General features: G+C 71.9%; 13 protein-coding genes and 1 pseudogene. 7 read left to right on the forward strand and 7 right to left on the reverse strand.

What is annotated here, in order from left to right; genetic code table 11:
• Positions 1 to 14 precede the first annotated feature (14 nt).
• The gene (locus FHX81_RS11040) at positions 15 to 452 is read left to right on the forward strand and encodes a hypothetical protein (RefSeq protein WP_141977552.1); all 438 of its coding nucleotides are present in this window, start codon (positions 15 to 17) and stop codon (positions 450 to 452) included.
• 60 nt (positions 453 to 512) lie between these two features.
• Here the strand turns inward: FHX81_RS11040 and FHX81_RS11045 are convergent, their stop codons facing one another.
• From FHX81_RS11045 to FHX81_RS40430, 4 genes and pseudogenes are all read right to left on the reverse strand, one after another.
• Complete coding sequence (locus tag FHX81_RS11045) at positions 513 to 2,924, reverse strand: OmpL47-type beta-barrel domain-containing protein (RefSeq protein WP_141977554.1); 2,412 nt, start codon at positions 2,922 to 2,924, stop codon at positions 513 to 515.
• Entirely contained in the window at positions 2,921 to 7,255 is a 4,335-nt protein-coding gene (locus tag FHX81_RS11050) for an alpha-L-arabinofuranosidase C-terminal domain-containing protein (RefSeq protein ID WP_141977557.1), read from the reverse strand. Before FHX81_RS11050 ends, FHX81_RS11045 begins: the two co-directional genes overlap by 4 nt.
• Before the next feature lie 308 nt (positions 7,256 to 7,563).
• A pseudogene (locus tag FHX81_RS11055) lies at positions 7,564 to 8,507 on the reverse strand (helicase domain-containing protein); the annotation flags it as partial.
• Between the two features lie 10 nt (positions 8,508 to 8,517).
• On the reverse strand, positions 8,518 to 8,772 hold the full coding sequence (locus FHX81_RS40430; RefSeq protein ID WP_170232008.1) for a DUF732 domain-containing protein: 255 nt from the start codon (positions 8,770 to 8,772) through the stop codon (positions 8,518 to 8,520).
• Between the two features lie 13 nt (positions 8,773 to 8,785).
• Here FHX81_RS40430 and FHX81_RS40435 point away from each other — a divergent pair, with 13 nt between their 5' ends.
• Together FHX81_RS40435 and FHX81_RS11065 are read left to right on the forward strand one after the other, a co-directional pair.
• A complete protein-coding gene (locus FHX81_RS40435) occupies positions 8,786 to 9,124 on the forward strand; it encodes a hypothetical protein (protein ID WP_170232009.1) in 339 nt (112 codons plus the stop codon).
• Between the two features lie 36 nt (positions 9,125 to 9,160).
• On the forward strand, positions 9,161 to 10,012 hold the full coding sequence (locus FHX81_RS11065) for a trypsin-like serine protease (RefSeq protein WP_141977561.1): 852 nt from the start codon (positions 9,161 to 9,163) through the stop codon (positions 10,010 to 10,012).
• A gap of 119 nt (positions 10,013 to 10,131) precedes the next feature.
• On the opposite strand, the gene FHX81_RS40440 is transcribed toward FHX81_RS11065, so the two are convergent.
• On the reverse strand, positions 10,132 to 11,706 hold the full coding sequence (locus FHX81_RS40440; RefSeq protein ID WP_170232010.1) for a tetratricopeptide repeat protein: 1,575 nt from the start codon (positions 11,704 to 11,706) through the stop codon (positions 10,132 to 10,134).
• A 600-nt stretch (positions 11,707 to 12,306) separates the two neighbouring features.
• Between FHX81_RS40440 and FHX81_RS11075 the strand changes: the two genes are divergently transcribed.
• The 3 genes from FHX81_RS11075 to FHX81_RS11085 are packed head-to-tail and all read left to right on the forward strand — an operon-like array spanning position 12,307 to position 15,579.
• Positions 12,307 to 13,158: an alpha/beta fold hydrolase gene (locus FHX81_RS11075; RefSeq protein ID WP_141977564.1), complete on the forward strand. Its 852-nt coding sequence runs from the start codon at positions 12,307 to 12,309 to the stop codon at positions 13,156 to 13,158.
• Positions 13,155 to 14,417: a hypothetical protein gene (locus tag FHX81_RS11080; RefSeq protein WP_141977566.1), complete on the forward strand. Its 1,263-nt coding sequence runs from the start codon at positions 13,155 to 13,157 to the stop codon at positions 14,415 to 14,417. The genes FHX81_RS11075 and FHX81_RS11080 overlap by 4 nt, the downstream gene beginning before the upstream one ends.
• Positions 14,418 to 14,427: 10 nt before the next feature.
• Positions 14,428 to 15,579 carry a class I SAM-dependent methyltransferase gene (locus FHX81_RS11085; RefSeq protein WP_141977568.1) on the forward strand — a complete coding sequence of 384 codons (1,152 nt, stop codon included), beginning with the start codon at positions 14,428 to 14,430 and terminating at the stop codon, positions 15,577 to 15,579.
• A gap of 438 nt (positions 15,580 to 16,017) precedes the next feature.
• Here FHX81_RS11085 and FHX81_RS11090 read toward each other — a convergent pair whose 3' ends face one another.
• Positions 16,018 to 16,560, reverse strand: coding sequence for an LmbU family transcriptional regulator (locus FHX81_RS11090; protein ID WP_141977570.1), 543 nt, complete (start codon positions 16,558 to 16,560; stop codon positions 16,018 to 16,020).
• Between the two features lie 400 nt (positions 16,561 to 16,960).
• On the opposite strand from FHX81_RS11090, the gene FHX81_RS11095 reads away from it, so the two are divergent.
• Positions 16,961 to 19,513, forward strand: coding sequence for an ATP-binding protein (locus FHX81_RS11095; RefSeq protein WP_141977572.1), 2,553 nt, complete (start codon positions 16,961 to 16,963; stop codon positions 19,511 to 19,513).
• Here the strand turns inward: FHX81_RS11095 and FHX81_RS11100 are convergent.
• On the reverse strand, positions 19,499 to 20,659 hold the full coding sequence (locus tag FHX81_RS11100) for a cytochrome P450 (protein WP_141977574.1): 1,161 nt from the start codon (positions 20,657 to 20,659) through the stop codon (positions 19,499 to 19,501). The genes FHX81_RS11095 and FHX81_RS11100 overlap by 15 nt on opposite strands.
• Between the last annotated feature and the right edge of the window lie 270 nt (positions 20,660 to 20,929).

Here is a 20,929-nt window from a genome sequence, read left to right on the forward strand (position 1 = left end):
CGAGGGGAAATCACATGATCGGCATTCGACGCGTGGTCGCGGTGGTCGCACTGGCGTTGGCGTTGGGGGCGGTGGTCGGTACGCCGGGGGCGTCGGCGAAGGCCGAAGCCGGCTGGGCCGACGACTTCTTCAGCGTGTGCGTGCCCGACGCCGCCGGCTGCTTCGGCTACACCTACGGCACCGTCGTCTGGGGCAACCGGACCGCGACCATCAGCGGCACGGTGGCCAACGAGTACACGTCCGGGTACGTCACGGCCTACTTCGAGGCGTACGCCGGCTCGACCAAGGTCACCAGTACGACCCGGACGGTGTCCAGCGGCACGCGCGGCTACCAGTTCGGCCTCGGTGACCCGGACCGGGTCGGCGGGTTCGACCGGACGAAGATCACGGTCTGCTGGCACGGCACCGACAGCAAGGTGTGCAGCGCCCCGCTGAACCTCTGGCGGGACTGACCGGAACACGCGGAAGCGGTCGTCCCGGCACCCGGCCGGGACGACCGCTTCCACGCGCGACTAGCGCTTGTTGACCTTCAGCACGACCGTCGTGGACGACTGGACGTGATTGGCGTCGCCGTCGTAGACCACGGTCAGCGGCCACCGGCCGGTGCCGAGCGCGGCGGTGTCGACCGAGACCGACGCACGTCCGTTCACCAGGGTCCCGCGACCCACCTCCAGGTCGTCGCCGGAGAGGATCCGGACGGTGCCCGTCGGGGTGAACGGCCCGCCCTTCACCGCGACCTTGGCGGACACGGCCCCGCCCGGCTTGACCGCGTCCCGGCTGAGGGTGGCGGTCGTCGTGCTCGGGTCGAGCGTCGCCCGCGGCACGGAGATCGTGTTCGCCTGCTCCACGAGACCCGCGCGGTCGACGGCCCGGTACCGCACCGTCGCGGCGACGTCGCCGAACGTCAACGGGGACGTGTAGGTCGTCCACGCCGCGTCGCCGACCTGGTACTCGACCCGCGCGACGCCGGACGTGTCGTCCGCCGCCACGATGGACACCGACCGGGTCGCGGTGTTCCACGAGGCGCGGCTGACCGGCGCCTGCGTGTCCACGTCGATCTCGCGGGTCACCGGGCTGGAGACGTTCCCGGTGACGTCCGTGGCCCGAGCCTGCACGGTGTGCCTGCCGTCGGTCAGCGTCACCTCGTCGGTGGTCCGCCACGCCCCGTCCACCGCGATCTCGGTCGACCGCACACCGGTCTCGTCGGCGGCCGTCGCCCGCACCACGACCGGGGACGTGAACCAGTCACCGGTCGGTGAACCGGGCGTCGTGCTCAACGAGACCGTCGGGTCCAGGCTGTCGGTCACGATCACGGTCACGCTCGCGCGGAGCGCCTGGCCCACGAACGTGCCCTCGACCTGGAACGAACCCCACGACCCGTACCGCGCCGGGTCCACGTCGGCCCAGTCGACGGCGGTCGCCCGGGTCGAGCCGTCCGCGTAGGTGACGTCCACGGTGGACGGCAGCGCGGGAGCCACGCCCGCACGGGTGCGCACCGACACCGACGCGACCGACTTCGCGAGCAGGTTCGGCTGCATCGCCGCGCGCAACGCGTCCAGCTCCGCCTGGCTGATCGGGATGACCGTGCCGTGCCGCGGGCTGCGGGGCAGCGCCGCGCCCGGGACCGACGTCCAGGCACCGGAGGCGATGTCGTCGGTCCGGAACGCCAGGTACCCCTGACCGCCGTGGTAGCTCGGCTGGTCGATCAGCATGTACCAGCGCCCGGGCACCGCGTTGTCGCGGAACACCGTCGGGCCCTCGCCGCCGGTGAACGTCCCGCCCCACGGGTTGGGCTGGCCGACGCCGATGCGCTCGCGCACCAGCGACCACGGCGAGGACGTGGTGGTCGGCAGCGTCCCGGTGACCGTGGCCATGAGGTCCGCCGACTTCTCCTGCCGGACCGTCATGGAGGCCTCGTCCTTGATGAACCGGTAGAACGTGTCGCCGTCGCGCACCACGGTCGCGTCGATCATGCCGAGACCGGTGCCCCGCTTGACGTCCACCCACGGCTTCGCCTCGCTGAACGTGCGGAAGTCGCGCGTGGTCGCGTACATCATCCGGTTGTAGGAGGTCCGGAAGTCGCGGGTGGTGACGTCGGTCGTCGGGTACAGGTTCGACGCCCAGTAGACGACGTAGTCGCCCGACGCCTCGTCGTAGAACGCCTCGGGCGCCCAGGTGTTGCCCGCGAAGTCCGACGACACCTTGATCATCCGCTGCTCCGACCAGTGCACCAGGTCGGTGGACTCCCACACCACCAGGTGCTTGCTGCCGGACTCCTGCGCTTCGCTGAAGTTGTTGCCGCCGTAGATCTTCAGGTCGGTCGCCAGCAGGTAGAACTTGTCGCCCTCGTGCGACCGGATGAGGAACGGGTCGCGCAGGCCCTTCTCCCCCAGGGTCGAGGTGAGCACGGGGCGGCCGTTGTTCAGCTCGTCCCAGGACAGCGGGTCGTCGCCCTTCGACGCGGCGAAGTAGATCTTCTCGCCGTCGTCGGTGCTCTCACCGACGAAGTACGGGAAGAAGTACGCCTCGTTGGCCGCCGGTGCGGGCAGCGGGAGCACGGTGACCGGGATGGTGCGGGTCGCCGTGCCGCCGTCCAGCGTGGCGGTGACGGTCAGGTCGACCGTCACCGGGTCACCGCCCCGCGCGGGTCGGGTGACCTCGCCGGTGGCGGTCACCACGCTCTCGTCGCCCGACCGCCACGCCAACGTCGCACCGCCGGCCCCGGTCGCGGGAAGCGCGAGGTTGCCCCGCACGCCGTCGGCGTCGGTCAGCGCGACGGCGTCCACCGCCGCCTGCGCCGACGAAGCGGCCACGACCGGCTCGGCCGCCTGGGCGGGCAGGGCGGTGAGCCCACCCGCCACCAGCACGGCGCCCAGCAGCGCGAGGGTGGCCCGCTTGCGCATCGCGATCCTCACTTCGATCACCCTCTCCTCGGCTTGGTGACCCGCACGACCACGCTGGTCTGTGAAGGGCTGTGCCCGCCGTCGCCCACGTAGCGCACCACCAGGGTGTGCTCGCCGACGCGCAGGCCGCTGGTGTCGAGCGACAACCTCGCGGTCCCGCCCGACAACGTCGCCGACGCCAGCGGCCCGGAGGACCCCAGCAGCCGGACCTCACCGGTCGGCGTCGTGCCACCGGACGTGCCGACCTTCACGGTCAGCGGGACGACGGCGCCCTGCTCGACCTTCGGCTTCGACGGCGTCACCGTCGTCGTGGTCGACTTCAGCTGTGCCTGCTTCGCGGGCACCACGACCGTGCCGGGCTCCTCGACGTTGCCCAGCCGGTCGACCGCGCGGAACTGCACCGCGGTCTCGGCGTCACCGACCACGACCGGGGCCGTGTAGGGCCGCCAGTCGGCCGCGCCGAGCCGGGTCTCGATCCGGTCGACGCCGACGCCGGAGTCCGCGGCGCGGACCGCGACGGTGCGCGCCGCGCTGTCGACCGCGGCGTTCGAGACGGGCGCGACGCTGTCGATGCCGAACTCCACCGGCCGCACCGCACCGACGTTGCCGGCCGCGTCCACCGCGCGGACCTCGACGGTGTGCCGGCCGTCGCCGCCGACCTGGACCTGCGTGCCGGGCACCCACGCGCCGCCGTCGACCCGGAACTCGATGCGGTCGAGCCGTCGGTCGTCGGTGGCGGTCGCCGACACGGTGACCGGGTCGCCGTACCAGCCGTTGACCGTCCTGCCCTGCACCGTCACGTCGTCGACGACCGGCGCGACGGCGTCCGCGGTGCGCAACCGCAGGAAGGTGATCGACTGCGCCGGGAAGTCGTAGCCGAAGTCGTTCGACAGCCCGCCGATCTGCCTCGTCGTCGGCACCACCTTGGTCGGGGCGTCCTTGGTGTTGGTGTCACCGGGCGCGCCGGTCATCTGGATGACCTCGCCGTCGGGCAGCACGCCCGCGTCCGCGACGGTGACCCGCGTGCGGACCGTCTCGGTCGAGGTGTTGACCACTTTGGCCACGATGTCGCCGCCGGCCTTGTCCCGCGTGACGACCTGGAACAGCTTCTCGTCCGCGCCGGACTCGTACGTCATCTGCAGCTCGCCGTTGAGGTACAGCGAGATCGTGTTGCCCGCGACGACCACCTTCACCCGGTAGGTCTCGCCGGTGGCCACGCTGTGGCCCTCGACGGACTCGACCTCGACCGCACTGCCGCCGGAGGCCTTCTGCAGCACCGACCGGGTGTTGTTCCAGCCGCCGAGGTTCCACCAGTAGAAGTCGTTGGTGCCCTTGGCGCCGAACCCGATCAGGAAGCCCTCGGCCCCGGAGAGCTTCTTGGCGTCCAGCTCCAGCGTGTAGTTCGTCCAGTCCTTCGCGTACGCGTCGTCGATGGTGCTGCGCGCGTCCGTGGTCGTCGCCGACGACTGGACGTACTGGCCGTCGGCGACGGCCCAGGTGCCCGCGGCCGGGTTCCACTGGTCCCCGTCGGCGAAGTCGTCGGAGAACAGCGTCGCGCCGTCGGCGTTGGACGTCACCCGGACGTTGTCGTAGGCGGCGGCGGTGTTCCAGGTGGACAGGAAGACGCCGCCGTTGACGACCGACTGGTTGACCGAGCCGGTGAAGGTGCTCGGCACGACCTCGTCGCCGACGTTGTTGCCGAACATCTTCTGCACCTCCCAGTTGGGGGTGTTCCACGACTCGTCGTTGTCGAACCAGATGGCGTCCGGGTTCCACTGCACGTACGACTCGTTGGACAGCAGCGGCGCGTAGGACGCCAGCTTGACCACGTCGGCGTTGCGCTGCAGGCCCGTCATGTACGACGCCTCGACCAGGGCGTTGTGGAACGTGTTGCCGCGCGAGGCGTACTCGCCCAGGAACACCTTGGGGCCGTTGCGGTCGTAGTCGTCGTATCGGTGGTTGTTCAGCAGGAACCAGTCGGGGTCGTTGTAGTAGTGCTCGTCGACCATGTCGACGTTCTGCCGGCGGTTGAAGTCCCACAGGGTGTCGAACCGCGCGCCCGCGTCGTCCGGGCCGGAGTTGGAGATGATGGTGATCTCCGGGTGACGCGCCTCGATGGCGTCCCGGAAGACCGGGAAGTTCGCCTCGAAGGTCGTCGTGTTCTCCTCGTTGCCCAGGCCGATCATGTCCAGCCCGAACGGCTCCGGGTGGCCGAGCGCGGCACGCTTCGCGCCCCACTCGGTGGTGACGTCACCGTTGGCGAACTCGATGAGGTCGAGGGTGTCGTCGACCCAGCGGGCGATCATCGCCGGGTCCTTCATCTCGGGGATGGTGCTGCCGCAACCGTTTGCGCCGACCGAGACCACGGGCAGCGGCTCGGCGCCGAGGTCCTCGGCGAACTTGAAGTACTCGAGGTAGCCGATGCCGTAGGACTGGTTGTAGCCCCAGAAGTTCCAGTTGGTCGGCCGCTCCTCGACCGCGCCGATCGTCTCCTTCCACTGGTAGGTGCGGCGGCGGTCGGTGTAGCCGCTCTCCTCGTAGGTGCGGAACGTGCCGACGTTGGTGACGCAGCCGCCGGGGAAGCGCAGGAACTTCGGCTTCATCGCGGCGATCTTCTCGGCCAGGTCCTTGCGCAGCACCGACTTGCCGTTCACCGGGCCGACCCAGCGGTCCTGCGGCATGACCGAGATCATGTCCAGGCCGACGGTCGAGGCCGCGCCCGCCGTGACGACCAGCCGTGCGGCGTCGGTCGTGCCGGTCGCGGTCAGCGTGACCGGGTACTGCTTCCAGGTGTCCGAGCCGTCGACGGCCACGGACCCCTCGGCGTAGGCGACCGCGCCGTCCGCGCTGAGCAGCCGGATCGCCAGGTCCTGCGCGGTCGTCGTGCGCGCCCACACCGAGGCGTCGTACCTCGCGCCCGCCTTGACCGCGAAGCCGCGGTTGTAGCCGAGGTTGCGCAGGCCGTCGCCGGGACCGTCGGTGACCAGCCGGAAGTGGTTGCGGTTCAGCGCGTTGAGCCGGGTGTCGTCGTTGACGACGAGCGCCTGCGGAGCCGTGCCGCCACCGTTGACGACCTCCCAGCCGGTCATGCCGGTGAAGCTCGCGTTGTCCGAGGAGTCGAACTCGAACGACCGGTTGCGCACCAGCTCGGCGTAGAGGCCGCCGTCGGCCGCGTAGTTGATGTCCTCGTAGAAGATGCCGAACATCGTGTCGCTGATCTGCGCGGCGGCCGCGTCGCCGTCGATGGCCAGCTCCGCGTCGGACGTGCTGACCTGGGCCAGCTTGAACCGGACGGCGGAGGCCTTGTCGCCGAACGCCAGCGGGTTCTGCCCGCCCGCGTAACCGGTGCCGTCGGCGTCGCGCAGGAAGAGCTCGCCGCCCGCGGCGTCGGTCAGCCGCACGGGCGTGGCCGCGCCGCCGGTCTGGCCGAGCGCGAGGCGGCCGTCGGTGACGACGACCGGGCGGTCGCCCTTGGCGGTGCGCAGGTGGACCGTGCCGTCGGCCTGGGCGGCCGCGGTGAACGCCAGGGTGGACAGCGGCGGCTCGGGCGAGAGGGCCAGCCCGGCTTCCGCCTCGACCAGGTGGGCGCCCGCGGCGCCCTTGAGCGAGAACGTGCCGCCGGGCTGGATGTCCCGACCCGCGGCGGCGGTGACGCGGAAGTCGTCGAACGCGGCGTCGAGCGCGGTGCCGTCGAGCGCGCCGAGGGCGTAGACGCCGACCTGGGTCGTCTGGAACGCGGCGGTGACGGACGAGGCGTCCACCCACGCGCCGGCGGCGTCCTTGTACCGGGTGGTGATCGTGTCGCCGACCCGCTGCAACTGGAGCGTCTCGCCGGTCGAGCCCGGCCGGTCGACGAACCGCTCGGCGCGGAACACCGCGGCGGTCTCGACGTCGTTCTCGATCGCGATGCCGGACGGGGCCAGCGTGCCGACGAACGTCAGGCCGGAGCGGACGTAGTTGTCCATGTCCTGCCAGGCGATCAGACCGGCGCCCTGGTAGGTCTTCGCGACCGGTGCCCGGACGGTCACCTCGGCGGTGAAGTCGCCCGCCGGGACGTCGACCACGAACACGTTCCGCGCCGTGTTCACCGCCTGGTAGGTGTCACCGGTCTGGCCGGTGACCCGCAGTGATCCGTCGCGGAGCGACCAGGCGCCCGGGTCCTCGTTGACGACCTCCCACTCCGGCCGGAGCGCCGTCGAGGCGAAGTCGTCCGTCCACGTCTCTCCTTCGACCGCCACCGCACTGGGTGCCGCGGAGAGCGTGACCCCGATGGTGACCGGCAGAACCGCGGCCACCAGGGCGCTGATCCACCGTCGGCCGGGTCTGCCGCCCGACCGCTGCGCTGTCGTCATGAGGGGTGCTCCACTCTGAGTTCCACCGCCGTTGGGAAAAGCCAGCGTTTACCACCGGGGAGTGTGAGCGTTAACATATGGGACCGTCAAGGGATGACGGCCAACAGATCGACAGCCACCCAGCTTGGGCGCCAGCACTAGTGAACGTTCACATATGAGGATGTGATTGACCGGACCGGCGCTCGACCGTCCCCCCAACTGTGCGGCGGTTCCCGCGGGGCGGACAGCTCGACCGCAGGCCGACCGGGGTGCACGACGCCCAGTCGGTGCGTGGCCCTGGTCATGGCGACGTACAGGTCGTGGTGGCCCAGCCGCCAGGCCATGCCGGACAGCTCCTGCGCTTCGTCCACGACCACGTGCCCGAACGTGGCGCGGTCGGGACGCGAGCCGATCAGGGCGGCGGCCTCGTCCAGGGAACGGGACGTCCGCGGCGCTCCAGCCGTCGACCCGTTCACCCCGGAGGTCCGACACCACGTCGGACACCACGTCCTCCGGTGTCCACGGCGGCCACAGCGCGTCGAGTGCGGCTGGGACGGCCGGTGTCGGTGAGCAGCGAGTCGCGCAGCCGGGCGCGGTCGGTCCGGTCCGGCAGGCTCCTCGGACCCCGGTCGTCCGGGTCGACCACGACACCCGCGGCGGCCGGTGCCCGCGGGTCGGCCTCGCCGAGCCGGCCGTCCGCGCTGCCGCCGTCGATCGCCTCACCGGTGTCGGTGAGCACGACCGCCTCCATGCCGTCGACCAGTCGACGCGCGAGCTCGTCCACGACCTCTCGGTGGAACACCATCCTGGCTCCCTCGTACGGGAGCCCGGTGCTCCCGGCCTTCCGCGCGGCGCGGGCGCCCGGGTCGAGCCGCACCACCCGCTGCTCGAACTCCACGTCGACCGGGTGCTCCGGTGCCCGGACCCGCGACCGCACCGCCCGCGCCGGCCGTTCGGCCATGGCCACCGCACCCTTGAGCTCGACGACCGCCGGCGGGTCCGCCCGGTCCACCTCGACGCCCGGGACCAGGTCGGCGACGGTCACCGTCACCGCGCTGTGCTCGCCGAGCCCCGGCAGGACCTGGCCGACGTAGTCGAGGAAGACCCGGCTGGGCCCGACCACCAGCACACCGCGGGTGCTCAGGTGCGGCCGGGTGCAGAGCAGGTGGGCGACCCGGTGCAGCGCGACGGCCGTCTTCCCGGTGCCGGGACCGCCCTGCGCCACCAGCACCCCGCCGGGCTCGTGCCGGATGATCCGATCCTGCTGCGCCTGCGAGACGGGATCAGCAGTAGGTCTTCTCCGCGGTGGACACCATGGTCTCGGCCCATGCCGGCGTGAGCGGCCCACCCAGCGAGGACAGCAGGCTCAGCAGCTCCGCCCGATCGGCACCTTTCGCGAGCTCTTCGCACACCACCTGAGCCACCTCCACCTCTGCGTCGCCGTCGGCGGTCAGCGATATACCGGCGGCCGAGAGGGCGGCGAGGTAGGCGGCCCGCTTGTCACCGGTCGTCTGGCCGGGGGCGCTGGGAACGGGCACCGTGGTGGATGTCGTGACCGGCGTCGAACCGGTCGTCGGTGCCGGGGCGCTCGACGCGCTCGACCTCGAAGTCGAAGGCGCTGCGGTGTCCGACGGCGAGCCGCATCCGGCGACGGCGAGCGCGGACAGGGCTAAGCCGGCGGTGACCAAGGAGAGCCTCGACCTTCGCATGTCTCCTCCAAGACGTGTTGTGCTCACCGCAGCCGCCGGATCGCGGCTACAACCGGATATCGCCACCATCGCCTTGATCGTCTCTGCCGCGGTTGGGCCCTTCCCCGTCCCGCACACGCCGGTGGACTGGTATCGGTCAACCGCCGCGGGTCGCTGCCATCCGGGCGTGGCAAGGGGTTGAATCCCGGAACTACGCCGCTCGGAGCAAGGAGTGCACATGCGCACAGCAACCGTGGCCGCCGCGGTCGTCGCACTGGCCGCCGTGACCGCTTGGCCGGCTTCCGCGATCAACACCTACAACGCCGTGCCCGCACCGGAACGCACCGAGGTGGGGGCGTTGGTCGCGACGTGGGACGACGACGACAACCCCGCCACGCCGGACCGCGTCGACTGGGTGTGCAGCGGCACGATGGTGGACGCCGACACGTTCCTCACCGCCGCCCACTGCGTCGACGGTTGGCCGTCGAACGTCGAGTTCCACGTCTCGCTGCTCCAGGACGTGCAGGGAGCGCTCGACGCCGCGACGGGCACCCCGGCCCAGAAGGCGGCGGCCGTCGGCGTGGCGGGCGTGGCCCACGCCCACCCGGCCTACCCGGGCAACTCCGCCGACTCGCACGACATCGCCGTGATCCAATTGCCCGCCGAGCAGGTGGCCGCGCGCTGGAGCTTCACCCCCGCCACCCTGCCGACCGCGGGCAGGCTCGACACGATGAGCCCGAAGGCGCTCGACGCCACCGAGTACACCGTCGTCGGCTACGGCACCGAGGAAGCCCGGAACGGCCCCGGTGGCCACACCCACCCCGGCGGCGGCGTGCGGATGAAGGCACCGCTCGGCTTCAACGCGCTCAACAACACCTGGCTGCGACTGTCGATGAACGAGTCGCAGGGCAACGGCGGCGCGTGCTACGGCGACTCCGGCGGCCCGAACTTCGCCACCATCGACGGCCGCCGCGTCCTCGTGGCCACCACGATCACCGGCGACGCCCCGTGCTACGCGACCAACGTCGTGTACCGCCTGGACGCGCCATCGGCGCGCTCGTTCCTGGCACCCTTCGTCGCCCTCCCGTGACACGGACGACCACGCACAGCGCTCGGGAGTCGTTCACGGCGAGCGTTCGGCCGCCGTGACCCGACATCGGTGAGGCGCGCCGCCGGACCCGGTGCGGGGTCCGGCGGCGCGTCACGGGATCAGTTGCCGTTCTCCACGTACAGGCAGTACAGGTCGAACCCGCCGACGGCGGCGTCGAACTGCTTCACCATCTTCCCGCTGCCCTCGAAGTCGGCGAGCAGGTGGTGGGTGCCCGCGTTCAGGCCGACGGCGAACAGGGGCCGCCCGACGGGCGAGTCGCAGGCCTCGTCGCCGGTGCCGGCCGCGTAGGCCTCCGGGCAACCCGTGCACGCCGGCAGCGTGAACTCGTGCGCCGTGGAGCCTGCCAGCTTCATGTCGATCGGGCTGTTGACGGTGTTGTAGAAGGTGATCGTGAGCGGGCCGCCCGTGCCCAGGGGTGCGGGCACCGGCACCCGCGCGCCGGTGCCGACGGCCACCTCGGCGGCGATGAGGGCCGACCTGGCCTGCGGCAGGTCACCGTGTTCCGGGAAGGTCCTGATGAACCGCTCCAGGAACCCGGTCGCGACCGTCGCCTGGCCGTCGCGCAGCTCGTTCAACCCGCAGTCGAGCATGGCCCGCGGGTACTGGCTCTTCGCCTGGCCCGCCACCTTCGCGGCGACGTCGTCCTTCAGGTCCGCGAAGAAGGCGAGGACGTCCACCGCCTGGCACGGTTGGCCGGCGGCGAGCGGCGCGGTGGCCGCCGCGTAGAGCGCGTCGAACGCCGCCGGCACCTCCTTGGCGGCCGGCGTGTCACCGAACTCGTCGGCGATCGTCGTCAGGGCGGTGGCACCGGCGCCGGCGCTGACGGGCGGTTCGGCGGTGATCTTCTTCGCCAGCCTCAGGTAGGCGTCGGCGACCTCCGGGGCGAACGACTCGTCCTCGGCGAGCAGGTCGCGGTAGACCTTGATCGCGTCGGCCGGCCGGCCCTCGTCGCGCAGGCGGCGGGCCCAGGTCGTGTACGTCTCGACGAGCTCGGCGCGGACGAACGGGCCCAGCGGGCTGTCCGGGTGGTCGACGCGGAACCGGCCGTAGCGCTGCACCGCCGCGGCTTCGTCCGCGGAGTCGGCCGCGTGGGTGAAGTCGGCGCACTCGACCAAGCCGCGGCCGGCCGCGGCGACGTCCGAGCTGAGCGTCAGTTCGTAGGGCCCGGTCACCGCCTCGAACCGGCTGGTCGCCGCGGCGCAGTCACCGCGGCCTTGAGCGGCGAGCCCGTCGTCGTAGGTGTTGCGGCCGAGCACGCCGTACCCGATGTACGCGCCCACCACGGCGACCACCGCGACCGCCCCGATCACCACCGGCCGGCGGTTCGCGACCGGCGGGTGCTTCACCGCGATCCGCCACGCGTCGAGGACGAGGACGAGGACCCAGACCGCCGCCACGGCCCGCCACAACCACGGGTTGGCCGCCGCGTTGGTGGCGAAGGCCAGCACGACGAGCGCGACGGCGAGACCCGCCGCCGTCCAGGCCAGCACGCGCCGGCGCAGGTAGAAGTAGCCGGCGCCGACCCCGGTGAGGTTCAGCAGCACGGCGGCCGCGGTGGACCTCGGCTCGGGCGGCGTCGGCGGGATCCGCAGGATCGGGTCGGTCGGCGTCGGGTCGACCCACTCGACGTGCTCCTCGATCCCGCCCGGCCGCGCCCACGGATTCGCCGCCACGGCGGGAACGGCCGCCGTGAGCTCGACGGCCTGGGCGACGGGTTGTTCAGCGGCAGCCGACTGGACGGCAACCGGCTCAGCAGCAGGCAGCTCAACGGCAACCGGCTCACCAGCAGCCGGTTCGACGGCAGACGGTTCGACGGCAGACGGCTCAACAGCAGGCAGCTCAACGGCAACCGACTCGACAGCAGACGGCTCAACGGCAGCCGGTTCGACCGGATCGGGCCCGACGACCGGCGAGTCGACCGCGGCCGACCCGGGTTCCGCCGGTGCCCCCTGCTCCGGCGGTTCGACCGCCGGTGGCTGTGCCTTCGGTCTGTCCTCGCCCATTTCAATCCCCCCACAACGGTGTCCCGACCCGATCGATAGGGGACCACACCGGGGTCGTCGGGTGCATGGCTTATACGGATCCGTGACCTGTCGGTCCCCTCACCGATCAAGTCCGAAGTGGACGGCGGTGCGCGGCTGGCCGCCGTTCGGGGGCATGACCTCCCTCCTCGCTAACGGTGCACTGGTGAGGCGCGAAGAAGAGGTGATGCGGGTCAACCGGACGGGTCGGGCTCGACGCGTCCGCCACGCGCAACTGTCGAGGGGACGACGATGCGGTACACGACCAGGGTCGAAGGCGGCATCCGCTACATCGACACCGGACCGCGCGGCACCTCCGGAACCGGGTTCCTGCTCATCCACGGGCTGGGCGGATCACTCGAGCAGTGGATACCCGTGATCGGCCTGCTGAGCCCCACCGCACGGGTGATCGCGATCGACGTGCCCGGGTTCGGGCACAGCCGCACGCGGCGCGGCGACTTCGACCTCACCGCCGCGGTCGAGCGGATCTCGGGCGTGCTGGACGCGCTCCACGTCGACCGCTGCGTGGTGGTGTCGCACTCGATCAGCTGCGTGGTCGCCGCGGGGCTCGCCGCGGCCCGGCCGGACGCCGTCCGCAGCCTGGTCCTGGTCAGCGGCGCGTTGTTGCGGGCCTCCGAGATAGCGCAGCGCCCGAGCCGGGCACTGCGGCACCCGAAGCTCGGTCTGGTGGTCCTCACCCAGTTCCTGGCGGGTGTCGTACCGGTGCCGAGGTTCCTGCTCAACGCCCTCGCCTCGTCCGCCCTCCTCCGCACGGTCACGCTGTGGCCGTTCGTGGCCCATCCCGGCCGCATCCCGACCGAGCACCTGGTGGAGGCCCTGACCGGGAGCGGGAGCCTGGCGGTGCTGCGCATCCTGCTGACCGCGAACGCCATCGACTACCACCGGCTCCTCTCCGCCGTCGAACAGCCGGTCACGCTCGTCATCGGTGACCGGGACCGGTTGATCGACGCGGACGACGTCGCCCGACTGCGCGGGATGATGCGGGTGGTCCGGGTGTCGGTGATCCGCGGGTGCGGCCACTGGCCCTGGCTGGAACAACCGTCACAGCTCGCCGCGCGCCTGACGTCCTCGGAGACCTCATGAGCCGGAAGATCACCACTGCGGATCTCGACCCGTTCCAGTTCGCCCTGCTGTACCAGAAGCTCAAGGGCGTGCACACGTGGTGGCTCGCGCTGGGCGGCGTGGTCGTCATCGCGCTGTTGGTGCTGGTCAGCACGATCGAGGGCACGTTCGGCCGAGCCGCCGACTTCCAACCGGCGGCCGACTTCAAGCGCACCGTCGGCATCACGCTCGCGGAGCGGTCGGCGCCGAGCTTCCCGTTCATGCGGGACGTGGTCAGTTGGCTGCTCGCGCTGATCGTCGTGAGCGGCGCGGTGCTGCTGCACCGCCACTGGCAGCACCTGTCGGTGTGCCTGTCCCGGCTCACGGCCAACGGCGCCCTCGTCGCGCGTGACGTGCCGAGGTCGACCCGGGTGTCGAAGCTCCTGGGAGTCGACCGGATGATCAGCGGCGTCGCGCCGGACCAGGCGCTGGACACCGTGGTGAGCAAGGTGGTGGAAGCGCTGAAGCGGCGCGGCGTCGGGCTCCTCGTGCTCATGGGCGGCTCGGCGCTGGTGCTCACCATCCTGCTGATCCTCGGCCTGGAGAACAACATGTTCCACGTGCTCGCGCCGACGGGCGCGAACGAGCACGACAAGGCCGAGTGGGTGCGCGAGGCCTACGCCAGCTGGTGGGCGGGCAAGCACCACATCCTCGGCCACATCCTGTACTGGATGCTGGCCTGGTTCGCGATCTTCATCATCCTGTCGTTCCAGGTCGTCGGCGTCATCGCCATCTACCTCCTGGTGGCGTCGCACTTCGTGGTCGAGCCGTCGGCCGACTGGCTCAACCGCGACGGCCGCTACGGCTGGACGCCCCTGGCCACCCTGTACCGGACGGTGGTGTGGGCGAACGCGCTGCTGGGCGTCACGCTCACGATCGTCCTGGCGTCCTTGGGCATCGACAACTACGGGTGGGTCGCGGTCCTGGTGGTCGTCTACATCGCGCTCGTGCCGCTGTTCATCGGCGTGCCGTGGCTGGTCCTGCGGCGAGCGGCGGAGACGGCCCGCGACACCCGCGTCCGGCAGATCTCGGACCTGATGGCGAGCCGCGGCATCGACCCCGACGTGGACATCGAGGCAGCCGCCCCCTACGTCGCCGAGTCCGAGCGGTGCAGAGCGGCCCGGATCCGCCCGCTCCGACTGGGCACGGCGTCGTTCTCGACCTACGCGGTGCTCGCCGTGCTCCCGGTGCTCCTGACCGCCGCGCAGATCTTCCTGCCCCTGACCTTCGGGACACGATGATGGGAGGCTCATGAACGACATCGCCGTGATCAACCCGATCGCGCGTCGCCATCGCGACTACTACGCGGGCCGCGCGGCCGTCCCGTTCGCGGTCCGGACCGCGTCCGGCCGGGTCTACGAAGTGGGGTCCGGCGAGCCGCGGTTCACCTTCGCGGCCACCGACCGGCGGGGTGAGGAAGCGCTGGCCTCGCTCGACCAGTTCCAGATCGGCGTCGCGTACCTGGAGGGGTGGCTCGACGTCGAGGGCGACTTCACGGCGGCGCTGGCGATGCGGGGGTTCTTCCGGGACTTCCACCCCGTGACGTGGATCGGGCGGTACCTGCCGACGCTGCTCGGCGCGGGCACCGCGCACGACCGCAGGGCGATCTCCTCGCACTACGACATCGAGTCGGACTTCTTCCTGACCTTCCTCGACGAGCGGCACCGCTGCTACACGCAGGGTGCCTTCGAGCACGACGACGAATCCCTCGAAGACGCCATGACGCGCAAGATGGACATCGCCCTGGAATCGCTGGACCTGCCCGAGGACGCCCACGTCCTGGAGGTCGGCGGCGGCTGGGGCGCGTTCCTCGAACACGCCGGGCGACGCGGCATCAGGGTCACCGCGCTCACCCTCGCGGTCGAGTCGGAGCGGTACCTCAACGACCTGGTCGAACGGCACGACCTCCCGGTCACCGTGGTGCGCAGGCACTTCCTCGAGTACCGGACCGGGCGGAAGTTCGACGCGATCGTCAACATGGGCGTCACCGAGCACCTGCCCGACTACCGCCGGACCCTCCGCCAGTACGCGGACCTGCTGCGGCCCGGTGGCCGGGTGTACCTGGACGCGTTCGGGATGCGCTCGAAGTACCGGATGTCCACGTTCATGACCCGGTTCGTCTACCCCGGTCGGTCGTCCCCGCTGCTGCTGCCCAAGTACCTGGCCCACGTCGCGCGGTCACCGTTGCAGCTCACCGGGTTGCACGACGAGCGGCACAACTACCACCTCACCTGCCGGGCCTGGGCACGCCGGCTCGACGCGGCGCGCGAGGAGGTCGTGGAACGCTGGGGTCAAGCGCTGTACCGCCGGTTCCGCCTGTTCCTGTGGGCTTCCGCGCTCGGGTTCGACAGCGGCAACCTCCAGGCCTACCGCTGGGGTTTGCGGCTGCCGCCCGGCCGGTGACGCGGATCCGCCGCTACCGGGCGCCGACCCGGTAGCGGTCCCCGCGACGACGTGCGACTGGATCGGGCACAAGCCGCACACCGCCACCAGGTCCACGGCCATGACCCGGTCGGGAAGCCCCGGCGGAGCGTCACCACCTCGGACACCGCGGACCACGGCCCCGCTCTCCCGCACCGCCGCGGCGCACCGGCTGAGCACGCGTCCCATCGCCCTGGTGGTAACAGCCGACCCCCTGGGTCCGCGAGACGACCGGCGGCCCACGTCGGTCGCCGACCAGGACCAGGACCCCGTCCCCGCCTCCCGGACCGGAATCCACGAAGACGGCTGCTGCGCGTCTTGACCTCCGTTCGGCCGTCACGGGCCCGGACACCAGTTCAACCCACACCGGTACCACCGTCGCACGCCGCCGAGGCCGGAGCAGCCGCCGGGGGCGCCCGCTCACCTCGCGTCGAGGACCGTCCCAGCCGCTCGGTCCAACGCCCTCACGACCCAGACGCCGAACTCGACGTCCGCTTCGGCGGCCGCCTTGCGCCAGACCTCGACCCGCGCGCTCGGCACGCTCAACCGGGGCAGCGCGCGCTGCTCGTCATCGGTCGCACTCCCGAGCCCGCCGCGCACCGCCTGCCGCAACCGGCTGCGGGTCCATCCGTGCCGTTCGGCGAGGTCGAGCCAACGGCTCTGGTCGGCCGGGGGCAGGGGCGCGACCTCGGCGTGGTGCTGGAAGCTCAGGTCCTTCCGGCGTCGCGGGTACTCCACCTTGCGGGCGACCCACGCGTAGTTGCGCAGGGTCTGGTAGTCCAGCCCGACCAGGTCGATCGCCTGCCGGTAGCGGTCGCGGTACTTCTCCTTGCCGTAGACGAGCCAGTCGCCCAGGTACCAGGCGGAGGAGTTGGCGATGCGGGCGACCCGGAGCCCCGCCTGCTGCCAGGCGTCGAACGTCAGGTCGCGGGGGAAGGCGAGCCCGCTGACGGTGGCCAGCACCCCGGTCCTGTTCGCCTGATCGGCGTCGACCGCGGTGACCGGTTGTGATCGTGCAACGGTCGGCTCGCGTCGGGCGTGGTGCGCCACTGTCACTGCGATCGCTCCCCTCGGCCTGTCCCCGGTCGCGGACGGCTTCGCCGCCGGCCGGCGGAACAAGTCTCGGCCGCGCCACCCCCCGTATCGCCAGGGGGTGGCCACGCAGTTCTCGGGTCAGGGGGTCGCCCGCCACCCCCTGATCACGACGAGAGCGCCGTCTTCCGCGAATCGGGTGGACGTGGTTCCGCGTTGCGGGCACGATCATGGGCTGGTCACGGCCCGGAGTGCGTCGATCACCACCGGTGAGCCGCGTTGGACGGGGCGCGGACCGACGCGGACGATGTGATCGGTTGGGGGGCGGCGAGTGACGACGGGTCGAGGTGGGTATCCGCAGGGGGAAGCGACGGCGCTGATCGGGCGGGACGCGCTGATCGCGGACGTGGTGGCCTTCATCGAGGGGCAGGGCCACAAGAGGGTCCTGACGCTGCTGGGCCCGGGCGGTGTGGGCAAGACCAGCCTGGCCGAGGAGGCCGCGCGGCGCGTGCGGGATGACCCGGCGGTGGGCGGCGCGGCGCGGCGTGACGTCGCCCTCGCCTACCTGGCCGAGCTGAAGGCACCCGACGAGGACCGGCTGCACCACCTCGTCCTGCGGGCGTTGGAGATCACCGACCAGGGCGTCGACCGGCCGCTGCCGGTGATCGTGGACCACCTGCGCCGGCGTGAGCAGGCGGGCCGCCGGACGCTGCTGGTGCTGGACAACTGCGACCACCTGCTCGACGACGTCGTGGACCTCGTCGAACGGCTGCTCGACGAGCTGCCCGACCTGCGGGTGCTGCTGACCAGCCGGGAAACGCTGGAACTGGCCAAGGAGCTGGTGGTCGCGGTGCCGCCGCTGGCGCTGGAGCCCTCCGAGTGCACCGGTGGTGCCGACTACCGGGACCAGTCGGACGGGCCGCTCAGCGACGCCGAGCGACTGCTGGTGCAGTGCCTCAACGACCGGGGCATGCGGCTGACCCCGGACGACGACTGGGAAACTCTGCGCCGGTTGGTGGCGTGGACCGACGGCATCCCCCTGGTGCTGATCTTCGTCGCGGTTCGGCTGCTGGGCGGCATGGCCCCGCGCGAGGTGCTGGAGCGCCTGGACAAGGGCAGGTTGCTGCACGCGCGGGCCGGTGGCCGCCGCAGCCGCCGGCAGGGGCTCAAGACGCACCACCCGTCGCTGACCGCGATGATGGACGACAGCTGGCGCTCGTTGACCCCTCAGCAGGCCGCCCTGGCCGCTCGCATCAGCGTGTTCGCCGACGGCTTCACGGTCGGCGACGTCGAGGCGGTGTGCGCCGACCCGGAGGTCGTCCCGAACGGTGACGAGCCCGGCGGTGCCGTGCGCGTGCACCGCGCGGAGGTCGCCGACCTGGTCAACGACCTGATCCAGAAGTCGCTGATCAAGCGGCACGGTCCGGGCAAGCTCGGCCAGCTCAACCCGGTGCGCGAGTACGCCGAGGCGCGCCTGGTCGACCGCGGCGAACCGGAGTCGGTGCGCACCCGCCACGCCCGGCACTTCCGCGACCTGGCCAAGCACTACGCCGACACCTGGTACGGACCGCGGGAGGTCGAGCTGCTGCGGCGGGCGAACGACCAGATCGCCAACTTCCTCGCCGCGATGGACTGGTGCGCCGAGACCGCGAGCGACCAGGCCCGCACCGGCCTCGAGATCGTCTTCCACCTGGCCAGGTTGCGCCTGCCGTTCTTCTTCGCGCGGCTGGGCGAGTGGTGCGACCGGTTCGCCGGGTTCCTCGACCTCGTGCCGGTCGAACCCACGCCCGAGCGCATCGGTTCCTCGGCGTTGCTGGGCTGGATCAAGCTGTGCCAGGGGCTGCCCGAGCAGGCCGAGATCCACCTGCGCCACTGCCGCGAGCTGGTGGCGATGACCGACACGCCCGCCGACGACGTCGCCCCGGTGGTGTTCCTGGAAGGCGCCTGGCTGATGGAGGGCACGGGCACGCCCGACTGCATCCAGGTCCTCGGGCGCGCGGTGGACCTGTTCGCGCGGTCGGGCCCGGAGTTCGACGGCGACCGGGGCAACTCCCTGCTGATGTGGGCGCTGGGCGCCGGGTTCTGGGGCGACGACGCCACCGGGACCCGCATCGCGCAGCGCTGCCTGGACGACGCCCGGGCCGCCGGAGCCGAGTGGGCGATCAGCTGGGCGCAGTGGGCCAGGGGCTTGGCGCCGTTGATGCACGGGCGCCCGGTGGAGGCCGTCCAGTGGTTCCGCGCCGGTCTGGAGACGCAGATCGACCTGCGCGAGCGGTGGGGCTCGACCTGGGGCAGCGAGGCGTGCTTCTGGGCGCTGGCCGCCATCGCCGGGCGGCTGGAGGCGGGCAACGCCGAGACCGGCGCCCGTGAGGTGGCCGAAGCCGCCGCGATCCTGATGGGCGGCGCGCTGGCCATCCAGCGCGACACCCACGTCAACGTGATCGGCCTGGTCCCGTTCCGCCGGGAACGCGACCGCGCCCACGCCACCCTGGAACGGGTGCTGGGCCGGGATCGCTTCCGGGAGTGCTTCGACAAGGGCGCGGCCATGCCCGCCGTCGAGGTGCACCACCTGGCGCTCACCGCGCACATCGTCGCGGGCGACACGCTGAGACGACGCGAGGAGCGTTACGCCAACGCCTCCTGGAGCACGTTGACGCCGCGGCAGCGGAAGATCGCGGACCTGGTGTCCCAGGGGCTGACCAACCAGCAGGTCGCCGGGAAGGTGCACAGCTCGCGCGGTGCCGTCGAACAGCAGTTGACCGTCATCTACCGCACCCTGGGCGTCACCGACCGCACCGCCCTGACCGACTGGATCGAGCGGATGCACGACGGCGCGTCCACGCCGGCGACCGCGGGGTCGGACGGGCGGTCACCCGGCCGGTGACGCCACGAGGCCGTCGTCCACCGTCCACCGCACGGGCAAGGCGGTCAGGCCGCGCAGCACGCCGAAGGTGCGTCGGGGCACGAAGCCGGGCTCGACCGCGAAGTCGCCGAGGGCGTCCAGCAGCTCGTCGAGGACCACGCGGACCTGCAACCGGGCCAGGTGCTTGCCCAGGCAGTGGTGCGCCCCCGCGCCCCACCCGAGGTGCCGGGTGGGATGGGGGCGGTCGAGGCGGAACCGGTCCCCGTCCTCGAACACCGCCCGGTCGCGGTTCGCGCTGCCCCACAGCAGCAACAACCGGTCCCCCGCCTGGAGGTCCGCACCGGCCAACCGGGTGCCGTGGCGCACGGTGCGCCCGGTGGCCGCGACCGCCGACTCGTGCCGGACGCTCTCCTCCACCACCGCGCCCAGCAACGACCGGTCGGCCGTCACCCGAGCCCGCAGGCTCGCGTCGGAAGCCAGCACGTAGGCCGTGTTGGCGATCGTGTCGGACGCGGTCAAGGTGCCCGCCGCGAGCATCAGGAACCCGTGCTTGAGCAGTTCGTCGTCGGTCGCCGGCACCCCGTCCACGGCGGCGTTGACCACCGCGCCGAACACGTCGCGCACCGGCGCGCCGCGCCGCTCGCGCACCAACCCGGCCAGCACCTCGGCCAACCGCCCGCCCGCCGCACCCGCCTGCTCGGCGTCGGCGGCACCGAACAGCTGCCGGGTCAACGCCGCGATCTCCGCGCGGCGGACCTCCGGCACACCCAGCAGCGTCACGGTGACCAAAGACGACACGACCGCCGCGAAGTCGGCCACGAGGTCCGCGCGCCCGCGCGGCGCCAGCCCGTCCAGCACCTCGCGGGCCAGGCGCCGGACGGCGGGCTCGAGACCGGCCGCCGCGGCCGGGGTGAAGAACGGCTGCATCGCGCGCCGCCAGACGGTGTGGGCGGGCCGGTCCGACTCGAACAGCGGCGCCGTCACCCTGTTCAACGCCGGCAGCACCATCGTGGCGCCCAACCCCTCGACCGCCGAGGAGAACGTGTCGTCGGCCTTGGCCACCGCGTCGATCTCCCGGGCCCTCGTCACCACGAAGAAGCCGCCGTAGGCCTCGCTGCGCGCCACCGGGCACGCCTCGCGCAGCTCGGCGGTCCGCTCGTGGATCACCTCACCGACTCCCGGCGCCAAGTGGTCGAACGCCTCCGCCCAGGGTGGAACGCGGCCGGGTTCGCCCGCGGGAGGGTCCCCTTGCAGCACGCTCTCGTACACCACCACGCCCCTGACCGCTCAACGCCGATACCGCGACCACCCGTGCCCACAGCCCGGCAGACAACCAGGTGCCCACCACCGGAGGAACCCCCTGATACCCGTGTCGCTCGACCAGGGGGGTGGGCGGCGGACCAGGGGGTCGGCATCCCCACGATAACCGGACAAGCG

It is taken from the genome of Saccharothrix saharensis (assembly GCF_006716745.1).
GTDB lineage: Bacteria > Actinomycetota > Actinomycetes > Mycobacteriales > Pseudonocardiaceae > Actinosynnema > Actinosynnema saharense.